Raw genomic sequence first — 18069 nt, 5'->3', positions numbered from 1 at the left:
TTTGCATCCGAATGATAACGAATATCACTCATGAAAATTAAGATCGCCCTACAACGTTAGTTATTGGACGATCCTTAAATATTTTAGACTTTACTACCGATCGCGCCGCTTATATCTTGCGCTTTGAGGCTTAGCTTCGATTCGATATATTCGTATATTTCTCGAAATTTAGGCAGAGACTTTAGTTCAAGGCGAGAACCATCTTTGAGGGTAAACACCATGTCACCCCAACCACCAAAACCACGGGGAACCGTAACAATCTTGGCAATTTCAGCGTACACAATATCTGTACGGGTTTGACCTCTCCAACCACCTGTGACGGTAATGCGTCGGTTGGTGATGCGATAACGTACCCACAGCGCTCTTGTGATCGCCGCAATGCCCAAAGGAATCGTGATCACAAAAATACTCATTAACAAGCTAATAATTAGATCGCCAATGTGGGGTGCGCCTTCAAAGTAAACTTCCTCATTAACTGCCATGCAACACCTTCGCCTTTGCTAATAAATTCTTTAGGTCATCCCAAAGTTCTTGATAACTTGGCTTGCTCTGAACAGTAGTCACTGTTACAACTATTTGCAATCCATCCTTCAATTGTGACAGAAGTTGACGAAAAATGGCGCGAAGTTGACGCTTAAATCGATTACGGGTTACCGCCAACTTGCTTACTTTTTTGCTGACAACTATGCCTATCCTTGTTAAAGGGTCATTGCTATCAATAAAAATTCGCAAATTTAGGTAAGTGCCTCTGTAGCGATCACCTTTGGCATATACTTTCGCGAAGTCTTCACGCCGCCGCAGACGGTTTTGATTAGGAAGCACTAGAGATTAACAATTGCAAATCGCGTACAAATTGTGGTTATGAATTAAATCTTGTAATAGCTGATCTAGAGATCGCTTATACAGCTTATACAGTTGTGAGGCGAACTCGACCTCTGCTACGACGCGCTCTGATTACTCGGCGACCTGTAGGAGTTTGCATTCTGGCACGAAATCCAGAGGTGCGCTTCTTTTTGCGGACACTACCGCGTAGGGTACGTTTTGTCATAACCGTTACTTACTTATTTAGTTTCAAAAGATGTCATTTTTTCACAGGCTTCTAAGTATAACACCTGTGTTTAGCCTATGTATAGTTTTACCAACAAGGCTAGCAATTCTAACTATAAAAGTCAGTTTTTTGAAAGTCAGCCTACGGCTGACTTTCAAAAAACTAATTTTGGTGTTTCTAGCACCAAAATCGGTTTGATACGTTAAAAAGTAAAGGGAGCGCTGAGCGCTCCCTTTACTTTTTAACGTATGTACTCTTTTAACACGCTATTTCGATTAGGATGTCGCAACTTGCGAAGGGCTTTAGCTTCGATTTGGCGGATGCGCTCACGGGTGACATTGAAGATTTGACCAATTTCTTCAAGCGTTTTCATGCGCCCATCATCAAGTCCGTAGCGTAGACGCAAGACATCGCGTTCTCTAGGGCTAAGAGTGCCAAGCACGCTTTCAAGATCCTCACGCAAGAGACTTTTAGCAACTTGATCATCAGGAGTTTCACCCTCAGATTCAATAAAGTCACCAAGTCGAGAATCTTCCTCCTTACCAATGGGAGTTTCCAAAGAGATCGGCAACTGCGCAGATTTAGCAATAAACCGTAGCTTTTCAATGGTCATCTCCATGCGGGTGGCGATTTCCTCTTCGGTTGGCTTGCGCCCCATTTCTTGGGAAAGCAACTTAGTAGTTTTCTTAATCCGCGAAATAGTTTCGTAAAGGTGGACAGGTAAGCGGATCGTACGAGATTGATCAGCGATCGCACGAGTAATAGCCTGACGAATCCACCATGTCGCATAGGTCGAGAACTTGTAACCCTTTTCATGGTCAAACTTCTCGGCGGCACGGATCAAGCCCAGACTGCCCTCTTGGATTAAATCTTGGAAAGACAATCCACGATTCATGTACTTTTTAGCGATCGACACGACCAGTCGCAAGTTAGACTGCACCATCTTGTCTTTTGCCCTGCGACCAGAGTGGAGACGTTTGCGAAACTCTCCAAGGGGCATATCCATTTTGACTGCCCAGTCTGCTTCCCTGACATCATCAGGATGGCATTCAACCTCATTTGCTATCTCTTCACGCTTCAGCTCTAGCTCTAAAAGATCGGCAATCTTTCGAGCAAGCTCAATTTCTTCATCAGCTCTGAGTAATCGGATACGACCAATTTCTTGAAGGTAGAGGCGAATCGAGTCTTCAGTAAAATGCTTTTTCTTAGTCTGGCTAGCTCGTTTTTTAGTCCCCCTTGCTTTGCCAGCTTTGTCAGGGTCATCATCTGAGTCAGCGTCTTCATCTGAGTCATCAATTAAATCGTCCTTTTCGAGTTCGATATCATCATCTAGGTCTTCAAGGTCTTCTTCAATTTCTTCAAGATTTCCGCCAAGTTTGCCTACAGGCAACTTGATTTCAATAGGTAGGTCGATGGCTGTTTTGCTCATGCCAGATTCCTCAGATCCGTACTGTCTAAAACTTTGTGCTACGGGGAATTACACCTAGATGATTGTAGCTTGCCAAATATAAAAATGGTGGTTTGGGCTACTTAGAATTTTAAAAAACCTGTCTAAGGGTTAATTTACAATTCTTGAATTTAGTCAAACTAGCGTAATTCCTACTTATATATTTATAGTCTAACGATGGTAAACCCGACTACAAAAAATTTTGTTTGTCAAAAGAATTTTGGCAAATTAATAGTCATAGTCACTTGATACTAAGATAAATCAAAACTCAAAAACGAGTATGGCATGACGATCTATGTCTCCCCTTTTGAGTTTTATGCCCTGCCGAAACTGGCGAAACAGCAATTCTCATTTATGAAAAATCATTTTTTGGAAATGAGAATAGTTGCTGACGCAAGATAGAGTAAAGCCCAAAGATCGAAAGACGGCGCAAAGCACTGCCACTCAATCTTTGGGCTTTATTGAGTGACCATATCTATGTAAATAAAGCGATCACCAAAAAATATCTCCAAAAAATCGATGCGGTTAAAAGATACATTTATTAAGTATTATTAATTTTTTGATTATGCCCAAGACTAATAAAATATCTCTAGCATCGATTGGCTTATATGTTGGCACAATTCTTTTTGCTGCCGGATTTTGGGCTTATGCTAAGGGCAATTCCACATTAAATCTGATTGGTTTTTTCTATGGTTTCCCAATTTTATTGGGAGCATTTGCCTTCAAATCTTCAGAAGTAACACCAATACCTATAGTTGTTCCTGAATCTGAAGCAGTTATGGCTTTGCGTAATTTGCAAGAAACTTCAACACAAAAGCAGTTACGCAAGGATGTAACCCGCTATCGTTACGGTATCAAGGCTCATTTAGATGAAATTTTAGAAAAGCTAGGGATGAGTCCTACCGATGAAGAGCGTCCCGTCTTAATAGGCATCTACGAGGAAATTTCACAATCCGCAGAAACTAAAGATGCCTATAGTTTAGTTTTACGTTTTCGTTCACCATTGATGGATTTTGCGGCTTGGCAACAAAAACAAGACAAACTAACGCGATTTTTTGGTCCTGGGATATTAGCAGTTGTCACGGAATTAGAAAACAAGGAAGTTGATTTGAAATTAATTACAGTAATAGATAATGGTTGATTGGCAATTGGCAATCAATTTAGCAACTATTTTTTCCTTTTTCCTTTTTCCTTTTTCCTTGGAGACAGCAAGATTCAGTGGCTTTAGTTTCTTTAGCAGCTTTGGTAGCGAGCGCAAGATCTGGGAAATTAGTTAGTTTCCCGACAGATACTGTGCCAGCTTTGGCGGTGCGTCCCGATCGCAGCGCTGATATTTTTACACTCAAGCAGCGATCGCCTGATAAGCCGTTAATTTTGATGGCTGCGAGTTGGCAAGAATTTCTCCCATTTCTAGATATAGCTCATCCTGATTTGGCGATTTGGCAACAAACTGCTCAGAAATATTTTGCAGGCGCGGTGACTCTGGTTTTGCCAGCTAGCGATCGCGGATGTACTTTAAATCAAGGCTTTACAACTTTAGGTATAAGAATTCCTGATAGTAAAACAGCGATCGCCATTTTGCAGCAGACAGGAGCAATGCTAACCACAAGTGCCAATAAAAGTAACGAGCCACCCTTACGCAAAATGCTCGAAATTAATGATGCTTTTCCCTCAGTAATAACTTTGGGCGATGCGATCGACATTAATGAGCAATCTGGTAGCGGATTACCGTCAACTGTTGTGGAATGGACACAAACTGGTTGGGTAGTTCGCCGTCAAGGTGCTGTTAGTTTTTAAATAAAAAAGGGCGCTGAGCGCCCTTTTTTATTAGGTGATAACAAAAGTGTATAACGACACTTTTGTTAATTGGGATTAGATTGTTTGCCAATCTTTTGAGAATTTTTCTAGGTTAGCTGTAGTTAGCTCTTTTTCTAGCTCTTGCAAGGCTGTAACTTGGCTAGGAAATTTTTGGCTGTCGTAGTCTTGAAACACATCCACCAGAGAAATAGTGATCGCAGTTTGTCCTGAGGCAAGTGACCAACGTTGGAAAAACTGCTGCATAGTCTGTAATGGTAAAGAAGCTTGAAGATTTTCCAAAGCAGTTAGCTGGTTTGCAGTGCGCGTATAAGCTTTTACAGCAGCAGTCAAATTGATGAGTTGGAGTTGAGGATTGTTAGTTGGAGATGGAGTAGGTTGTATTGGCGTAAATGGAGTAGTTGTACCTGTACCTGTTCCAGCATTAAGGTTTGACCAATCTTGACGAAATTGCGCGAGCGCCTGTGACAAGAGTTGGCTCTGTAACCACTGCAAGGCAAGATTTTGATTGAGCATTTGGGCGCTGTTGTAACCACCGAGAGCATCTTGTAAAGATGTAGAGGTAGTTGCTTGTCCCGAAGCAATTTGCCAACGCTGAAAAAATTGTTGCAATATTTCTGGGGTAACACTTGCTTGTAAGTTGTTAATCGCGGCAGTTTGATTGGGCAATCTAGCGCGGCTATAACTATTCGCCGCATCGACTAGACTAATCGCACTTGCAGATGGAACTGGTAATGGCGTGCTAACACTTGGATTATTAGCTGTTACAGGGATTGTTGGAGAAGGAACAAAAATCGAAGGTGTTGGCGATGGAGTTACGGGTGTTGGGGTTGGCGATGAAGGGCGGACAATCTCCACAACCGTTACTGGCGGTGTCACGTTAGAGATCGCTGGCGCTTGCAATTTTTTCCATGTTTGCTCGCCCACTTTACCGTCAACAGTCAATCCATTAGCGCGTTGAAACGCAGCGATCGCATCTCTTGTACCCACGCCAAAATCTCCATCAATGCGACCTTGGTAATAGCCTTTGTCTTTGAGTAGTTGTTGCGCTTGAGAAACAGCAGCCCCTTTGGAGCCTGGCAACAATGTTGGCAAGCCTTGAGCTGAAGTCGGTATCCCCGCACGCAGTTTAGCCCAGCTAGAACTACCAACAATGCCATCAGGTACTAATCCATTCTCTTTTTGAAATTTCAGGACAGCATTTGTTGTACCAGCACCAAAATCGCCGTCAATTTTGCCACTATAAAATCCTTTACTTTGGAGAAGTTGCTGTAACTCAGAGACAGCACTACCCTTACTACCTTGTCTTAATATCGAGTCCATAGTTAGCCCAAATTAAAGTTAGAAATAGAGTACACGAGCATCTAGTCCTTGCGATCGCAAGAAATGTTTCAAAGATTCGGCGGCATCTCGATTTGGAAATCCGCCTGCATAGATATAGTCACCACGCCCCGACTTTGCAACAAACGCGCTAGGAATATATTGTCTTACTTGGTCTAAAGTTGCCAAAGATCGCATGGGAACTGCGGTGATATAGCGATATTGAGCCGAATTTTCAATGCTATTTGTAGAAGAATTACTAGGTAAATAACTTGGTAAGGTTACATAGGGTGAAGTATTAGTAGGTTGAGTCGGCTGAAAAGTCTGAGAGGTTTGATAAGCCTGCTGTGCGGCTACGCCGCGTCGTTGTAATTCTCTAGTCACAGAATCTGCGGTCGTAGCATCGAATGCTCCAGCTACAATGGCGGTCTGTCCATTAACTGAAGCAACTACAGGATTAGTGACAACTTGTCTTGCAATATTTAGGGTTACAGGATTATTGCCAGCTATATAGACAACAACATTGCCTAATTGAGCATTAGCATTTGCGATCTCTATATTCCAACATCCCAAACTTGCGATCGCTAAGCTGATAGCCTGTTTTGCCCAGTCTGATATCTTCATCGTTGTTTAGACCTTTAACCCTAAAGCGACTTAATTGCTCATGAACTTAAGCTAATTCTATCGTAAGTACCTTGGCATAATTAAAAACCCTAAAAACTGTACCGCCTGCTGCGCAGGCGGTACAGTTTTTAGGGTTTCTAAAATTACAAATTCCAGCCCTTAGCTAATAAATTCTCTGAAATGGACTCATGCCATTGCTCTAGAAATGCCCCAAACTCCTCTGTATGGAGACCTTTACACCATAACATCAAGGCATCTTCGCCAGTCACTTCATAATATTTGGGTCTTCTACCAATTTCCTTAAAGCCAAAACTTTCATATAAAGAGATAGCCACATGATTAGATTCACGTACTTCGAGGGTCGCCCATTCTAAGTTGCGATCGCGAGCTTTTTTAAGCAAGCCCCATACCAACGACTTACCCAAACCTTGACCTTGATATTCGGGACGCACTGCCAATACTGTTATATGGGCTTCTTCAAGAACCGACCATAAACAGCCAAAACCAAGTAGTTCATAATTTTCAGTAGTTAAGCCCAATATAAGACTACTGGGATTTTCGATTTCACGTTGATAGGCTTCTAAGCTCCAAAAATCACCGAGACATGCACAATCGATCGCCCGTAGTTGCGATAAAAATTTTTGATCGATCTCACTTAGATAGATTCGCGTCGAGAGGCTCATGTGTTGTAATTATCTAAAGATTTATGAGGATGTATGGTGTGCGCCACACATCCGAACCTGATCAAAACGGATTATCAACCAATGTCAGAATTCATGCCAATTGTATATCTCAGCGTGGTTAGCTTTTTTGCTTGGATCGTTAGCACACTGGCGGGTGGTGGCAGTCCATTCATTTTAATTCCGTTAGTTAACCTACTTATGGGAGCCGTCGCAGTTCCCCCAGTAATTACAATTGGCATGTTTTTTGGTAATGCCCATCGAGTTTTACTGTTTTGGCGTGATATTGACTGGGTATTGACAGCTTGGTATGCACCAGGAGCGATCTTAGGTGCGGTTCTGGGGGCGTATACTTTTACGCAAATTCATTTGGATTGGCTGCAAATCGTGATTGCCATATTTCTGATTGTAAGTGCGGTTTTATTTGAACTAGAAAAAAGTCCCGAAAAAACCGTTGCAGAAGACAAGGCAAAAAGTATAAAACTAATCGATAATTCTCAAGGGTTGGAAGAGTTAGAGGAACTCATTGAGATCAACCAGTTAGGCGAATTGAGCGAATTGAGTGATCTAGAGCAGTCAGAGTTAATTCCTAAAGAAGTAAAGCTCAAATTTCAACTCAAAGCTTGGCATATTATGCCTGCGGGCTTCCTCAAAGCCTATGTATCAGGTTTAGTCGGCACAACTGGTCCTGTGTTAAATCCTTTTTATCTCCGCTATGGCTTAGTCAAGGAGAAAATGCTTGCCACTAAAGCTACCCATATGACGATCATTCATCTAGTCAAAATTCTTACCTATGGCGCCTTAGCGGCGATGTCAAAGGAACAAGTGATTGCAGGACTAGCGATCGGTTTAGCCGCTATTCCTGCCAATCTCATCGGTAAAGCTCTCCTCAAGCTGATGAGTCCACATCAATTTCGTCAGGTTGTCTTAGCATTTATGGCAGTCGGCGGAATTTGGATGCTATGGGGGCAAAGAGATTTGTTTACTAATTTTTTATAGTTGCCAGATAAAAGAAGAAAGTTGGCGCTTTGCGTCGTCTTTCTTCTTTTATCCTTAGTTTTCTAGCGGCTGTGGTGCTGGAAAGCCCACAATTGGTTTCATAACGAGAATTGCTGTCGCGCTGCATCTCATCTTTCAAAATTACAACAGCCACAAGCAAGTCAATCCGATCTTTTTGGTTAACTCATTAACTTGCCATTTAATCTGTTTTCTGAGTCACAAAAACAGACAAAACACATCAAAATGAATGGCAAGATCTACCATAAAAAGCAAAAATTATCCCTAAGAGGTATCTATAAATTTCACTCAAAAAGGTGTGAGATCCGTACACACAGAATGCTGTTAAGGCTGTGCTAGTATTAACTTTAACCAGAACGCAGCAAAGTATGGGGAAACGCCATGTTTGAACGCTTTACAGAAAAAGCAATTAAAGTCATCATGCTGGCTCAAGAGGAAGCTCGCCGCCTCGGTCATAACTTTGTCGGCACAGAGCAAATTCTATTGGGTCTGATCGGAGAAGGAACTGGCGTTGCCGCCAAAGTACTGAAGTCGATGGGTGTAAACCTCAAAGATGCACGGATTGAGGTTGAGAAAATCATCGGACGCGGCTCTGGTTTTGTCGCGGTAGAAATCCCTTTCACGCCTCGCGCCAAGAGAGTCCTAGAGTTGTCCTTAGAAGAAGCTCGCCAGTTGGGACATAACTACATCGGTACTGAGCATCTATTGCTAGGACTAATTCGCGAAGGCGAAGGTGTTGCCGCTAGAGTTTTAGAAAATCTGGGCGTTGATTTGTCAAAAGTCCGCACACAAGTAATCCGCATGTTAGGTGAGACTGCTGAGGTCTCCGCAGGTGGCGGTTCATCGGGACGCACCAAAACACCAACCCTTGACGAGTTTGGCTCAAACCTGACCCAGCTAGCCCAAGATGGCAAACTAGATCCTGTTGTGGGTCGTGAAAAAGAGATTGAACGAGTAATTCAAATCCTCGGTCGCCGCACCAAAAACAACCCTGTTTTGATCGGTGAACCTGGTGTAGGTAAAACCGCGATCGCTGAAGGTCTAGCACAACGTATTTCTAACAGTGATATACCAGATATCCTTCAAGAAAAGCGAGTTGTCACCTTAGATATTGGCTTGCTAGTCGCTGGTACAAAATATCGGGGTGAATTTGAGGAACGCCTCAAAAAGATCATGGAAGAGATTCGCACTGCTGGCAATGTGATCTTGGTAATTGATGAAGTTCACACCTTGATCGGTGCTGGTGCAGCTGAAGGTGCGATTGATGCCGCTAACATTCTTAAGCCAGCCCTTGCTCGTGGCGAACTACAATGCATCGGCGCAACAACCCTTGATGAATATCGCAAACACATCGAACGCGATGCGGCTCTAGAACGTCGCTTCCAACCTGTCATGGTTGGTGAGCCTAGCGTCGAAGAAACCATCGAAATTTTGATTGGTCTGCGCCAGCGTTATGAAGAGCATCACAAGCTGAAGATCGATGACGCAGCATTAGTTGCCGCAGCAAAACTAGCCGATCGCTATATCAGCGATCGCTTCTTGCCAGATAAAGCGATTGATTTGGTGGATGAAGCAGGTTCTCGTGTACGACTGATCAACTCACAGTTACCTCCCGCAGCCAAAGAACTAGACAAAGAATTGCGTCAAACTCTCAAAGATAAGGATGACGCAGTTCGCAAACAGGACTTTGATAAAGCCGCCGAATTACGCGATAAGGAAATTGATCTCAAGCAACAAATTCGTGCCCTCAGCCAAACTAAAAAGGCGGAAACACCTGCCGAAGATGCTCCTGAGATCCATGTAACCGAAGAAGACATCGCCTATATCGTCAGTTCTTGGACTGGCGTACCTGTCCTCAAAATCACTGAATCTGAATCTGTCAAGCTCATGCAGATGGAAGAAACCCTGCATAGCCGCGTAATCGGACAAGATGAAGCTGTTAAAGCTATTTCTCGTGCAATTCGTCGGGCTCGTGTTGGACTTAAGAGTCCCAACCGTCCGATCGCTAGTTTTATCTTCTCAGGGCCTACAGGCGTTGGGAAGACTGAGCTAACTAAGGCTCTCGCCGCTTACTTCTTCGGATCTGAAGATGCGATGATCCGCCTCGATATGTCTGAATATATGGAGCGCCACACCGTATCTAAATTGATCGGTTCACCCCCAGGATATGTTGGTTATAACGAAGGTGGTCAGCTTACTGAAGCTGTGCGTCGTCGTCCTTACACCGTGGTGCTATTCGACGAAATCGAAAAAGCTCACCCCGATGTTTTCAATTTACTCTTACAAGTACTTGAAGATGGTCGCTTGACTGACTCCAAGGGTCGCACCGTTGACTTCAAGAACACCTTATTGATTATGACCTCCAACGTCGGCTCTAAGGTAATCGAAAAAGGTGGTGGTGGACTCGGCTTTGACTTCGCGGCTAGCCAAGAAGATGCACTTTATACCCGCATCCGATCGCTAGTTAATGAAGAGCTGAAGCAATACTTCCGCCCAGAGTTTCTCAACCGTCTCGACGAAATCATCGTCTTCCGTCAGTTGACTAAGCCCGAAGTCAAAGAGATTGCCGATCTCATGCTCAATGAGTTCTTCAAGCGGATGCTCGATAAGGATATAGTCCTTACGGTAACTGAGCGATTTAAAGATCTGCTTGTCCAAGAAGGTTACAACCCTAGCTACGGTGCACGTCCATTACGTCGAGCGATTATGCGCTTACTAGAAGATTCTCTTGCAGAAGAGATCCTGACAGGTAAAGTGCGTGAAGGCGCATCTGTACAAGTGGATGTCGATGACGATGGCAAGGTCAAAGTTATTGAACAAGAAGCTCTAAGCGGCTCTGAAAATAACCTTCAGTTGCTGCCTTCAGCTTAAGCCATATAAAGGTAGACCCTACGCAAAGCGCAGGGTCTACCTTTATATGGATGTAGGTAATTTGCATAGCGCTAAATTTAAAACAAGCTTCATGAATGCCAACCAGCGTAATATTGCCGTGAAATCTAATCCTCCGCATCCTACAAAATTACAGTCGGTCGCTGGGGATTTGTCATCTGCGGAGATGCCTGAAGTCATTGTCGTAACTCAAAATGACGAGTATGTCGGTAATGTGCCTGCACCTCTAACTGTCGCAGATGTCGAAGGTGGTGAACTTAAGCCTATTCCTATCAGCAAACCTGCGAGATCTCAGCCCGATCCAGTACCCGATCCAGAGATCTCGCAGGTTCGTTTTAAAACGCTTGAAGGGAAACTGAATTTGCTTTTACCAACTGATAAAAAAGTCAAGTTGCCATTTAGTAAATCAAACGATGATGGCGAATTTAAATCATTTGACTTAGATAGTAGTCAGTCAAATAATTCTGAGACTTCGCTTCTAACTTTAAACTGGGAAGAAATACTTTCTCAGTTAGAGCAGCGCATGGCAGCGAGTGGTCATGATTGGAAGCCGCGCACACAGGTGCATTTGCAAGCAGGAGATCGCCTGTTGGATACGCGCCAACTCCAAGAGTTATCTGAGTCACTGCAAAATTATCAGCTTTTGCTACATTGTATTGTCACCAATCGTCGCCAAACTGCGGTTAATGCTGCTAGCATGGGCTTCTGTGTAGAGCAAGGTACTGTCTTTCGCGAGCTGTTAGGGTTTAATCCAATTCCTAATGCACCGACGGATGATCCTCTATACATTAAGATGACGGTAAGATCTGGCACAGAAATTCGTCATTCTGGCAGTATTATTATCTTCGGTGATGTTAATGCTGGTGCAGAGCTTATCTCTGAAGGCGATATTATTGTGTGTGGCAAGCTAAAAGGCATGGCTCATGCAGGTGTGAAAGGCAACGCCCAAGCGGTAGTCATGGCTTTGCACCTAGATGCAACCCAAATTAGGATTGCTAGTTTTATTGCCCGTGTTGAGAGTCCGAGTACATCTTTCTGTCCAGAAGTCGCATTTGTAAGTACACAAGGCACGCCTGCCATTAAAATTGTCCAAGTTGTTGATTTTTCAGCATTTAATCATTATTCGCTCAACTATCCCTCGTTAATCAGTAATTCGTAAACATGAGTCGCATTATCGTTGTTACCTCTGGTAAAGGTGGTGTCGGCAAGACCACATCTTCAGCAAATCTCGGCATGGCGCTCGCCAAACTAGGACGCAAAGTAGTCTTGGTGGATGCTGACTTTGGCTTACGCAATCTCGATCTTTTATTGGGACTAGAAAATCGCATCGTATATACGGCTCTAGAAGTTATTGCGCGAGAATGTAAACTCGACCAAGCCCTAGTCAAAGATAAGCGCCAACCAAACTTATCTTTATTGGCAGCTCCGCAAACGCGCAACAAAACGGCTATTACAGCAGCCCATATGAAGGCTCTAGTAGAGGTTTTAGGCAGATATTTTGATTACGTTTTGATTGACTGCCCCGCAGGCATTGAGTCAGGATTTCAAAATGCGATCGCTGGGGCAAAAGAAGCGATCGTAGTAACGACTCCTGAAATTTCGGCTGTGCGAGATGCAGATCGCGTAGTTGGGTTACTCGAAGCCAATCGAATTACGGATATTAAATTAATTCTGAATCGTATTCGTCCTGCGATGGTACAAAACAACGACATGATGAGCGTCGAGGATGTGCTGGATATTTTGTCAGTTAAATTGATTGGTGTAATTCCTGATGATGAACAGGTGATCGTTTCTACAAATAAAGGGGAACCATTGGTGTTGTCAGATAAGCCATCGTTGGCAGGCACTGCCTATGAAAACGTAGCAAAACGACTTGAAGGAAAAAATATTGAGTTTTTAAAACTCGAAGCTCCTCCTAAAGGATTTTTTGCCCGTCTGTCAAGTTGGATTAGTGGGAACTCCTGAGGTTTGTGATGATTTCAACACTGCTAGATCGCCTATTTCAAAGAAGTAATGTCCCTAGTGGGGCAAAAGTCAAGCAGCGTTTGAAATTTATCCTTGCCCATGATCGAGCTGCGATCGAGCCACAGGTATTTGAAAATATGCGCCATGAGATTATGCGTGTAGTTTCTAAGTATGTAGAACTTGATGAAGGTTCATTGGATATTCGTTTAGAGTCTGACAAACGGATGACGGCACTGATTGCCAACTTGCCAATTCGGATGGTGCGCGAAGAGTTACCTGATCTAGTAAGTCTTTTTGATGAGCCCGCTGAAGAAGTAGATTCAGCAAATAACTCTAATATCTTAGAAATGGATCAGTCGGCAGAAGATGCTCTTGATGCGATCCTATCCAAAGAAAACATCAAAGCTTCAACTGAAGATATTTCTCCAGAGCGTATTGCTGTAATTGCGGAGCGGACTATCGAAGTAACCAGCAAAATAAGAACAGCTGCTAATAAGAATCAAAATGAGGGGATCAACGATCGCAACGTAGTAGAAACTGATACAGCTCCCACTGTAATTACAGATGTTTCCAATAATTCTGATTTAGTTTCGTCTGATGCATCATTAGAAAATTCTATCAATAAAAAATTAGAAGAATTAGATGAGCAAGCAGGCGATCAGTTAGAGTTGTCTTTAGGTTTTTCTAACTCCCTAGAATCTCAAGAAGTGGTAGTTGAAGAATCTCCAAAACTTTATAACCAAGAGGAAGAGAATCATGGCAGTAACGACAGAGGCTAACATCGCCAAAGTACGCTGGACAGCTTCTGATTTAGAGCTTTTCCCAGATGATAATACTCGCTATGAAATCATTGATGGAGAATTATTAGTGACTAGAGCGCCGCATTACAAACATCAAAATGTAATACGTAATTTAACTACGGAACTTACTGTTTGGTCTCGTTACTCTCGACTTGGTCAAGTAGTGATAACTCCACGTGTCATTTTTGCCGATAGTGATAATGTCATTCCTGATTTGGTGTGGGTTAGTCAAGGACGCTTAGCCAATATCCTTGATAATCAGGGTCATTTCACGGCTGCGCCTGATTTGGTGGTAGAAGTTCTTTCGGAAGGGGTGGATCAAGAAAGACGCGATCGCGAGTTGAAGTTAAAGCTTTATTCAATTCAGGGTGTACTTGAATATTGGATTGTAGATTGGAGAAAGATGTCTATCCAAGTCTACCGAAGAGAGAATGCGGCGCTTGTTTTAGTGGCAACTTTGTTTGAGAATGATGATATAACTTCGCCTCTATTACCAGATTTTATCTGTAAGCTCACCGAGATTTTTGAATAAATGCTGACAGTTTATTTCACGATTGGTTTGCCCGCTTCTGGCAAATCCACATGGGCGAAGGCAAAAGTGGATAAATCACCCAATGGAATTAAACGGGTTAATAAAGACGAACTTCGAGCCATGCTAGATAATTCTTATTTCTCCAAAGGTAATGAGAAATTTGTTTTAAATATACAAGATCAGATTATTAAAGCGGCTTTAGAAGAAGGAAAGCACGTAATTGTTGATAATACTCACCTTGCACCCAAACACGAGGCAAGAATTAGAGAACTAATCAAGGGCTTGGCGGTACTAGAGATAGTGGACTTTCGGCATGTGTCTCTAGAGACTTGCATTGAGCGGGATTTGAAGCGTTTTAATTCGGTTGGGGAGAAGGTGATTCGCGATATGTATAACCAATTTATCGCACCGCCTAGAAACCCAAAACCTGCTCATAATCCAGACCTCCCTGATGCGATCATCTGTGATCTGGATGGAACGCTTGCTCTGATTGGCGATCGCAGTCCCTATGATGGCGCTAGCTGTGAGAAGGATTTGGTTAATGAACCCGTGCGATCAATTTTGCAGACATCAGGAAAGGCGATCGTATTTGTTTCGGGGAGAGAGGATAAGTCCAAACCTCAGACATTAGCATGGCTAGAGAAGCATGGTATATGTTTTGATGCTCTGCATATGCGAAAGTCTGGTGACATGAGAAAAGACAGCATTGTTAAGAGAGAGATTTATGATGAATTTATTCTTGATAAATACAATGTGTCGTTTGTATTAGACGATCGCGATCAGGTTGTCAAAGTTTGGCGAGATCTGGGTTTAACTTGCCTACAAGTTGACTACGGAGATTTCTAGCTTTTCACGCTAATCAGTAGGAAGGCATCATATCAAAGCACAAAATGGCGTAGCCATTTTGTGCTTTGAAAACCCTTGCAGGGTTTGGTTTTTAATTCACAGAAGTGTTGTCACACTTCTGTGAATTGTTATAACTAAATGTAGGATGCGTTAGTGCAACGTAACGCATCAAGTAGTCAGCAATGATGGGTTACGCTATCGCTAACCCATCCTACGTTTAATTTCAACTAAATGGCAACACCATTTAGAGGATTGGTATTATCGCCAAAATTTTGGGCAAGGATGCCCTAATCGCTATAATACAAGTAGAAAATTGTTAAAATTTGTAAGAATTTATATTAGGTTTGCCCAATATATTCATTTCATGTTGCAAACTTGTTGAGTTTTCCTGAATCTATATTACTGTCTGCATTAATTCAAACTTTTATGGCTAGCCTTCCCTCTCTTACTGGTGCTGAAATCCGCGCGAAGTTTCTCAATTTCTTTGAGGAGCGCGGTCACAAGGTAATGCCTAGCGCATCACTCGTACCTGCTGATCCTACAGTGCTACTAACGATCGCGGGAATGCTACCATTTAAGCCGATTTTTTTAGGCCAACAAGAGCCTGAGGTTCCTCGCGCTACCACCTCTCAAAAATGTATTCGTACCAATGACATCGAGAATGTCGGTAGAACGGCGCGTCACCACACATTTTTTGAAATGTTAGGGAATTTCAGTTTTGGCGACTATTTCAAAAAAGAAGCGATCGCTTGGGGATGGGAATTAGTCACTAAAGTATTTCAACTACCACCCGATCGCCTAGTTGTCAGCGTCTATCACACCGATGAAGATGCCTTTGCGATTTGGCGCGATGCGATCGGCATTCCTGCTCATCGAATTCAACGAATGGGCGATGATAACTTCTGGGCTTCGGGTGCGACTGGGCCTTGTGGGCCTTGTTCAGAAATCTATTATGATTTTCATCCTGAATTGGGTGACGATGCGATTGATTTGGAAGATGATTCACGCTTTTTAGAGATTTATAACCTCGTGTTCATGGAGTTAAATCGTGACGCGGCTGGCAATCTTACAAAACTAAAGAAGCAAAATATTGATACAGGCTTGGGCTTAGAGCGCATGGCACAGGTTTTGCAGGCTGTTCCCAATAACTACGAGACAGATTTAATCTTCCCAATCATCAAAAAAGCTGCGGATATTGCAGGAATTGATTATCATCAGAGCGATGAAAAAGTAAAAACTTCGCTAAAGGTGATTGGCGATCATGTTCGCTCCGTTGTCCATATGATTGCCGATGGCATCAATGCATCGAATGTAGGAAGAGGTTACATTATGCGTCGTCTCTTGCGTCGCGTAGTTCGTCATGGGCGGTTGATAGGTATCTCAGGCACATTTGCGTCTGAAGTTGCCGAAGTGGCGATCGCACTTTCAGAATCCGTTTATGCCAATACTCGCGAAAGAGAGCAAATAATCAAAGATGAGATCAAAATCGAAGAAGTTCGCTTTTTACAAACCCTAGAACGTGGAGAAAAGCTGCTTGAAGAGATTCTTACAAAAGCTGAAGTGCAATCTGGCAAGACGATTTCGGGCGTAGATGCTTTCACTCTCTATGATACTTACGGATTTCCACTTGAATTAACCCAAGAAATCGCCGAAGAAGAAGGCTTTACTGTTGATGCGGTCGGCTTCGAGTCGGAAATGAAGAAGCAACAGGAGCGATCGCAAGCTGCCCATGAAGATATTGATCTAATGGCGAAAGATAGCTGGGTGAATATTGCTAAAGAAATTGGTGCTACTGAATTTCTTGGCTATACGGAACTCAGTAGCACCACCACAATTAAAGCAATTCTCGTTAATGGTGAATTGGTAAAAACAGCGATCGCTGGTAGCAAAGTTCAAATTGTTTTAGATCGCACTCCTTTCTATGCCGAATCAGGTGGACAGGTTGGTGATACGGGTTATCTCGCTATTGGTGAAGCGATCGCTAAGGTTAATGATGTCCAGAAGCAAGCCGATCTATTCATTCACATTGGACAAGTAGAACGTGGCGAAATTGCTGTTGGTGATAACGTCAATGCTCAAGTTGCAGTATCTGAACGTCGGCGCATTCAGGCGCACCACACTGCCACACACCTGTTACAAGCAGCCCTAAAGAAAATCGTTGATCCTAATGTTTCTCAAGCAGGTTCCTTAGTTGATAGCGATCGCCTGCGTTTTGACTTTAATCTCAATCGAGCGGTCACTACTGAAGAGCTTCAGCAAATCGAATTGCAGATCAATAACTGGATCTCCGAAGCCCATGAATCAGTAATCGAAGTATTGCCGATCGCCGAAGCAAAAGCCAAAGGTGCGATCGCGATGTTTGGTGAAAAATATGGTGCAGAAGTCCGCGTTATGGATATTCCTAATGTATCAATGGAACTTTGCGGAGGAACGCATGTAAAAAACACGAGCGAAATTGGACTATTCAAAATCATTTCTGAAGCAGGTGTTGCCTCTGGTGTACGTCGAATTGAGGCGATCGCAGGTCAGGCAGTTTTGGAATATCTAACTCTGCGCGACAATATTGCTAAGGATTTAAGCGATCGCTTTAAAATCAAGCCTGAAGAAATTAGCGATCGGATTACAGGTTTGCAACATGAGCTAAAAACTGCTCAGAAGGAAGTCGAACATCTCAAACAGGAATTAGCTCTAGTCAAGGCTGATACTCTCATTCATGAAGCTGAACCCGTCGGCGAATTTAAAATTCTGGTTGCTCAACTTCCTGACATCGAAGCAGAAGCTCTCAAAGCGGCTGCCGAAAAGCTCTCTGCAAAACTTGGACATAGTGCAGTAGTACTAGGTTCTTTTACTGATGATGGCAAAGTTACGCTGGTTGCTTCTTTCAGTAAGGAAGTAATTGCTAAGGGTTTACAAGCTGGTAAATTTATTGGTGCGATCGCTAAAATTTGCGGTGGCGGCGGCGGCGGTCGCCCCAACCTCGCTCAAGCAGGTGGTAAAGATGCCAGTAAGTTGCCCGAAGCTCTAGAAGCTGCTGAAGCTCAGCTCAGAAATACGCTAGCTTAAAAGTTGGAGAGGAGGCACTTTGA

The 18069-nt window shown here is 43.1% G+C and carries 16 protein-coding genes and 1 pseudogene; 10 read left to right on the top strand and 7 right to left on the bottom strand.

Annotated features, from left to right (window positions below; all coding sequences use genetic code 11):
* Positions 1 to 83 precede the first annotated feature (83 nt).
* From PseudUWO311_RS10480 to rpoD, 4 genes are all read right to left on the bottom strand, one after another.
* On the bottom strand, positions 84 to 482 hold the full coding sequence (locus PseudUWO311_RS10480; protein ID WP_142655195.1) for a PH domain-containing protein: 399 nt from the start codon (positions 480 to 482) through the stop codon (positions 84 to 86).
* Positions 472 to 822 (bottom strand): ribonuclease P protein component, encoded by a 351-nt coding sequence (gene rnpA / locus PseudUWO311_RS10475; RefSeq protein WP_142655194.1) that lies wholly within the window; start codon positions 820 to 822, stop codon positions 472 to 474. Before rnpA ends, PseudUWO311_RS10480 begins: the two co-directional genes overlap by 11 nt.
* Before the next feature lie 85 nt (positions 823 to 907).
* Positions 908 to 1048, bottom strand: coding sequence for a 50S ribosomal protein L34 (rpmH, locus tag PseudUWO311_RS10470; RefSeq protein WP_103669622.1), 141 nt, complete (start codon positions 1046 to 1048; stop codon positions 908 to 910).
* A gap of 241 nt (positions 1049 to 1289) precedes the next feature.
* A complete protein-coding gene (gene rpoD / locus PseudUWO311_RS10465) occupies positions 1290 to 2477 on the bottom strand; it encodes an RNA polymerase sigma factor RpoD (protein ID WP_142655193.1) in 1188 nt (395 codons plus the stop codon).
* 583 nt (positions 2478 to 3060) lie between these two features.
* Here rpoD and PseudUWO311_RS10460 point away from each other — a divergent pair.
* Positions 3061 to 3636 carry a DUF2854 domain-containing protein gene (locus PseudUWO311_RS10460; RefSeq protein ID WP_142655192.1) on the top strand — a complete coding sequence of 192 codons (576 nt, stop codon included), beginning with the start codon at positions 3061 to 3063 and terminating at the stop codon, positions 3634 to 3636.
* Between the two features lie 77 nt (positions 3637 to 3713).
* Positions 3714 to 4292, top strand: coding sequence for an L-threonylcarbamoyladenylate synthase (locus PseudUWO311_RS10455; protein ID WP_142655191.1), 579 nt, complete (start codon positions 3714 to 3716; stop codon positions 4290 to 4292).
* A 75-nt stretch (positions 4293 to 4367) separates the two neighbouring features.
* Here PseudUWO311_RS10455 and PseudUWO311_RS10450 read toward each other — a convergent pair whose 3' ends face one another.
* The 3 genes from PseudUWO311_RS10450 to rimI form a co-directional block, all read right to left on the bottom strand.
* Positions 4368 to 5633 carry a peptidoglycan-binding domain-containing protein gene (locus tag PseudUWO311_RS10450; protein WP_142655190.1) on the bottom strand — a complete coding sequence of 422 codons (1266 nt, stop codon included), beginning with the start codon at positions 5631 to 5633 and terminating at the stop codon, positions 4368 to 4370.
* A gap of 18 nt (positions 5634 to 5651) precedes the next feature.
* Complete coding sequence (locus PseudUWO311_RS10445) at positions 5652 to 6254, bottom strand: hypothetical protein (RefSeq protein WP_142655189.1); 603 nt, start codon at positions 6252 to 6254, stop codon at positions 5652 to 5654.
* 143 nt (positions 6255 to 6397) lie between these two features.
* On the bottom strand, positions 6398 to 6937 hold the full coding sequence (rimI, locus tag PseudUWO311_RS10440) for a ribosomal protein S18-alanine N-acetyltransferase (RefSeq protein ID WP_142655188.1): 540 nt from the start codon (positions 6935 to 6937) through the stop codon (positions 6398 to 6400).
* Between the two features lie 33 nt (positions 6938 to 6970).
* Here rimI and PseudUWO311_RS10435 point away from each other — a divergent pair, with 33 nt between their 5' ends.
* The 8 genes and pseudogenes from PseudUWO311_RS10435 to alaS all read left to right on the top strand — a co-directional run bounded on the left by PseudUWO311_RS10435 (position 6971) and on the right by alaS (position 18046).
* Positions 6971 to 7933 carry a sulfite exporter TauE/SafE family protein gene (locus tag PseudUWO311_RS10435; RefSeq protein ID WP_223807531.1) on the top strand — a complete coding sequence of 321 codons (963 nt, stop codon included), beginning with the start codon at positions 6971 to 6973 and terminating at the stop codon, positions 7931 to 7933.
* 399 nt (positions 7934 to 8332) lie between these two features.
* Positions 8333 to 10822, top strand: a complete 2490-nt coding sequence (locus PseudUWO311_RS10430) for an ATP-dependent Clp protease ATP-binding subunit (protein WP_103669616.1) — start codon at positions 8333 to 8335, stop codon at positions 10820 to 10822.
* 91 nt (positions 10823 to 10913) lie between these two features.
* Positions 10914 to 11999 carry a septum site-determining protein MinC gene (gene minC / locus PseudUWO311_RS10425; RefSeq protein WP_190303460.1) on the top strand — a complete coding sequence of 362 codons (1086 nt, stop codon included), beginning with the start codon at positions 10914 to 10916 and terminating at the stop codon, positions 11997 to 11999.
* A gap of 2 nt (positions 12000 to 12001) precedes the next feature.
* Positions 12002 to 12805, top strand: a complete 804-nt coding sequence (gene minD, locus PseudUWO311_RS10420) for a septum site-determining protein MinD (protein ID WP_103669614.1) — start codon at positions 12002 to 12004, stop codon at positions 12803 to 12805.
* 8 nt (positions 12806 to 12813) lie between these two features.
* Positions 12814 to 13071, top strand: a pseudogene (gene minE / locus PseudUWO311_RS24870) (cell division topological specificity factor MinE); the annotation flags it as partial.
* Positions 13072 to 13561: 490 nt separating this feature from the next.
* Positions 13562 to 14137 carry a Uma2 family endonuclease gene (locus PseudUWO311_RS10410; RefSeq protein WP_142655185.1) on the top strand — a complete coding sequence of 192 codons (576 nt, stop codon included), beginning with the start codon at positions 13562 to 13564 and terminating at the stop codon, positions 14135 to 14137.
* Entirely contained in the window at positions 14138 to 14983 is an 846-nt protein-coding gene (locus PseudUWO311_RS10405) for an AAA family ATPase (protein ID WP_190303459.1), read from the top strand. It begins immediately after the preceding gene.
* A 426-nt stretch (positions 14984 to 15409) separates the two neighbouring features.
* Entirely contained in the window at positions 15410 to 18046 is a 2637-nt protein-coding gene (gene alaS / locus PseudUWO311_RS10400) for an alanine--tRNA ligase (protein ID WP_142655184.1), read from the top strand.
* The last annotated feature ends 23 nt before the right edge of the window (positions 18047 to 18069 follow it).

The sequence above is a fragment of the Pseudanabaena sp. UWO311 genome (assembly GCF_006937785.1).
Classification (GTDB): domain Bacteria; phylum Cyanobacteriota; class Cyanobacteriia; order Pseudanabaenales; family Pseudanabaenaceae; genus Pseudanabaena.
This window is presented reverse-complemented; position numbering and strand designations above follow the sequence as displayed.

What these genes read in the sequence shown, in the direction of transcription:
- PseudUWO311_RS10435 (WP_223807531.1), top strand. Translation starts at nt 6,971, where the DNA reads ATGGTGTGCGCCACACATCCGAACCTGATCAAAACGGATTATCAACCA.
- PseudUWO311_RS10445 (WP_142655189.1), bottom strand. Translation starts at nt 6,254, where the DNA reads ATGAAGATATCAGACTGGGCAAAACAGGCTATCAGCTTAGCGATCGCA.
- PseudUWO311_RS10405 (WP_190303459.1), top strand. Translation starts at nt 14,138, where the DNA reads ATGCTGACAGTTTATTTCACGATTGGTTTGCCCGCTTCTGGCAAATCC.
- minC (WP_190303460.1), top strand. Translation starts at nt 10,914, where the DNA reads ATGAATGCCAACCAGCGTAATATTGCCGTGAAATCTAATCCTCCGCAT.
- PseudUWO311_RS10430 (WP_103669616.1), top strand. Translation starts at nt 8,333, where the DNA reads ATGTTTGAACGCTTTACAGAAAAAGCAATTAAAGTCATCATGCTGGCT.
- alaS (WP_142655184.1), top strand. Translation starts at nt 15,410, where the DNA reads ATGGCTAGCCTTCCCTCTCTTACTGGTGCTGAAATCCGCGCGAAGTTT.
- rimI (WP_142655188.1), bottom strand. Translation starts at nt 6,937, where the DNA reads ATGAGCCTCTCGACGCGAATCTATCTAAGTGAGATCGATCAAAAATTT.
- minD (WP_103669614.1), top strand. Translation starts at nt 12,002, where the DNA reads ATGAGTCGCATTATCGTTGTTACCTCTGGTAAAGGTGGTGTCGGCAAG.
- PseudUWO311_RS10480 (WP_142655195.1), bottom strand. Translation starts at nt 482, where the DNA reads ATGGCAGTTAATGAGGAAGTTTACTTTGAAGGCGCACCCCACATTGGC.
- rpoD (WP_142655193.1), bottom strand. Translation starts at nt 2,477, where the DNA reads ATGAGCAAAACAGCCATCGACCTACCTATTGAAATCAAGTTGCCTGTA.
- PseudUWO311_RS10450 (WP_142655190.1), bottom strand. Translation starts at nt 5,633, where the DNA reads ATGGACTCGATATTAAGACAAGGTAGTAAGGGTAGTGCTGTCTCTGAG.
- rpmH (WP_103669622.1), bottom strand. Translation starts at nt 1,048, where the DNA reads ATGACAAAACGTACCCTACGCGGTAGTGTCCGCAAAAAGAAGCGCACC.
- PseudUWO311_RS10460 (WP_142655192.1), top strand. Translation starts at nt 3,061, where the DNA reads ATGCCCAAGACTAATAAAATATCTCTAGCATCGATTGGCTTATATGTT.
- PseudUWO311_RS10410 (WP_142655185.1), top strand. Translation starts at nt 13,562, where the DNA reads ATGGCAGTAACGACAGAGGCTAACATCGCCAAAGTACGCTGGACAGCT.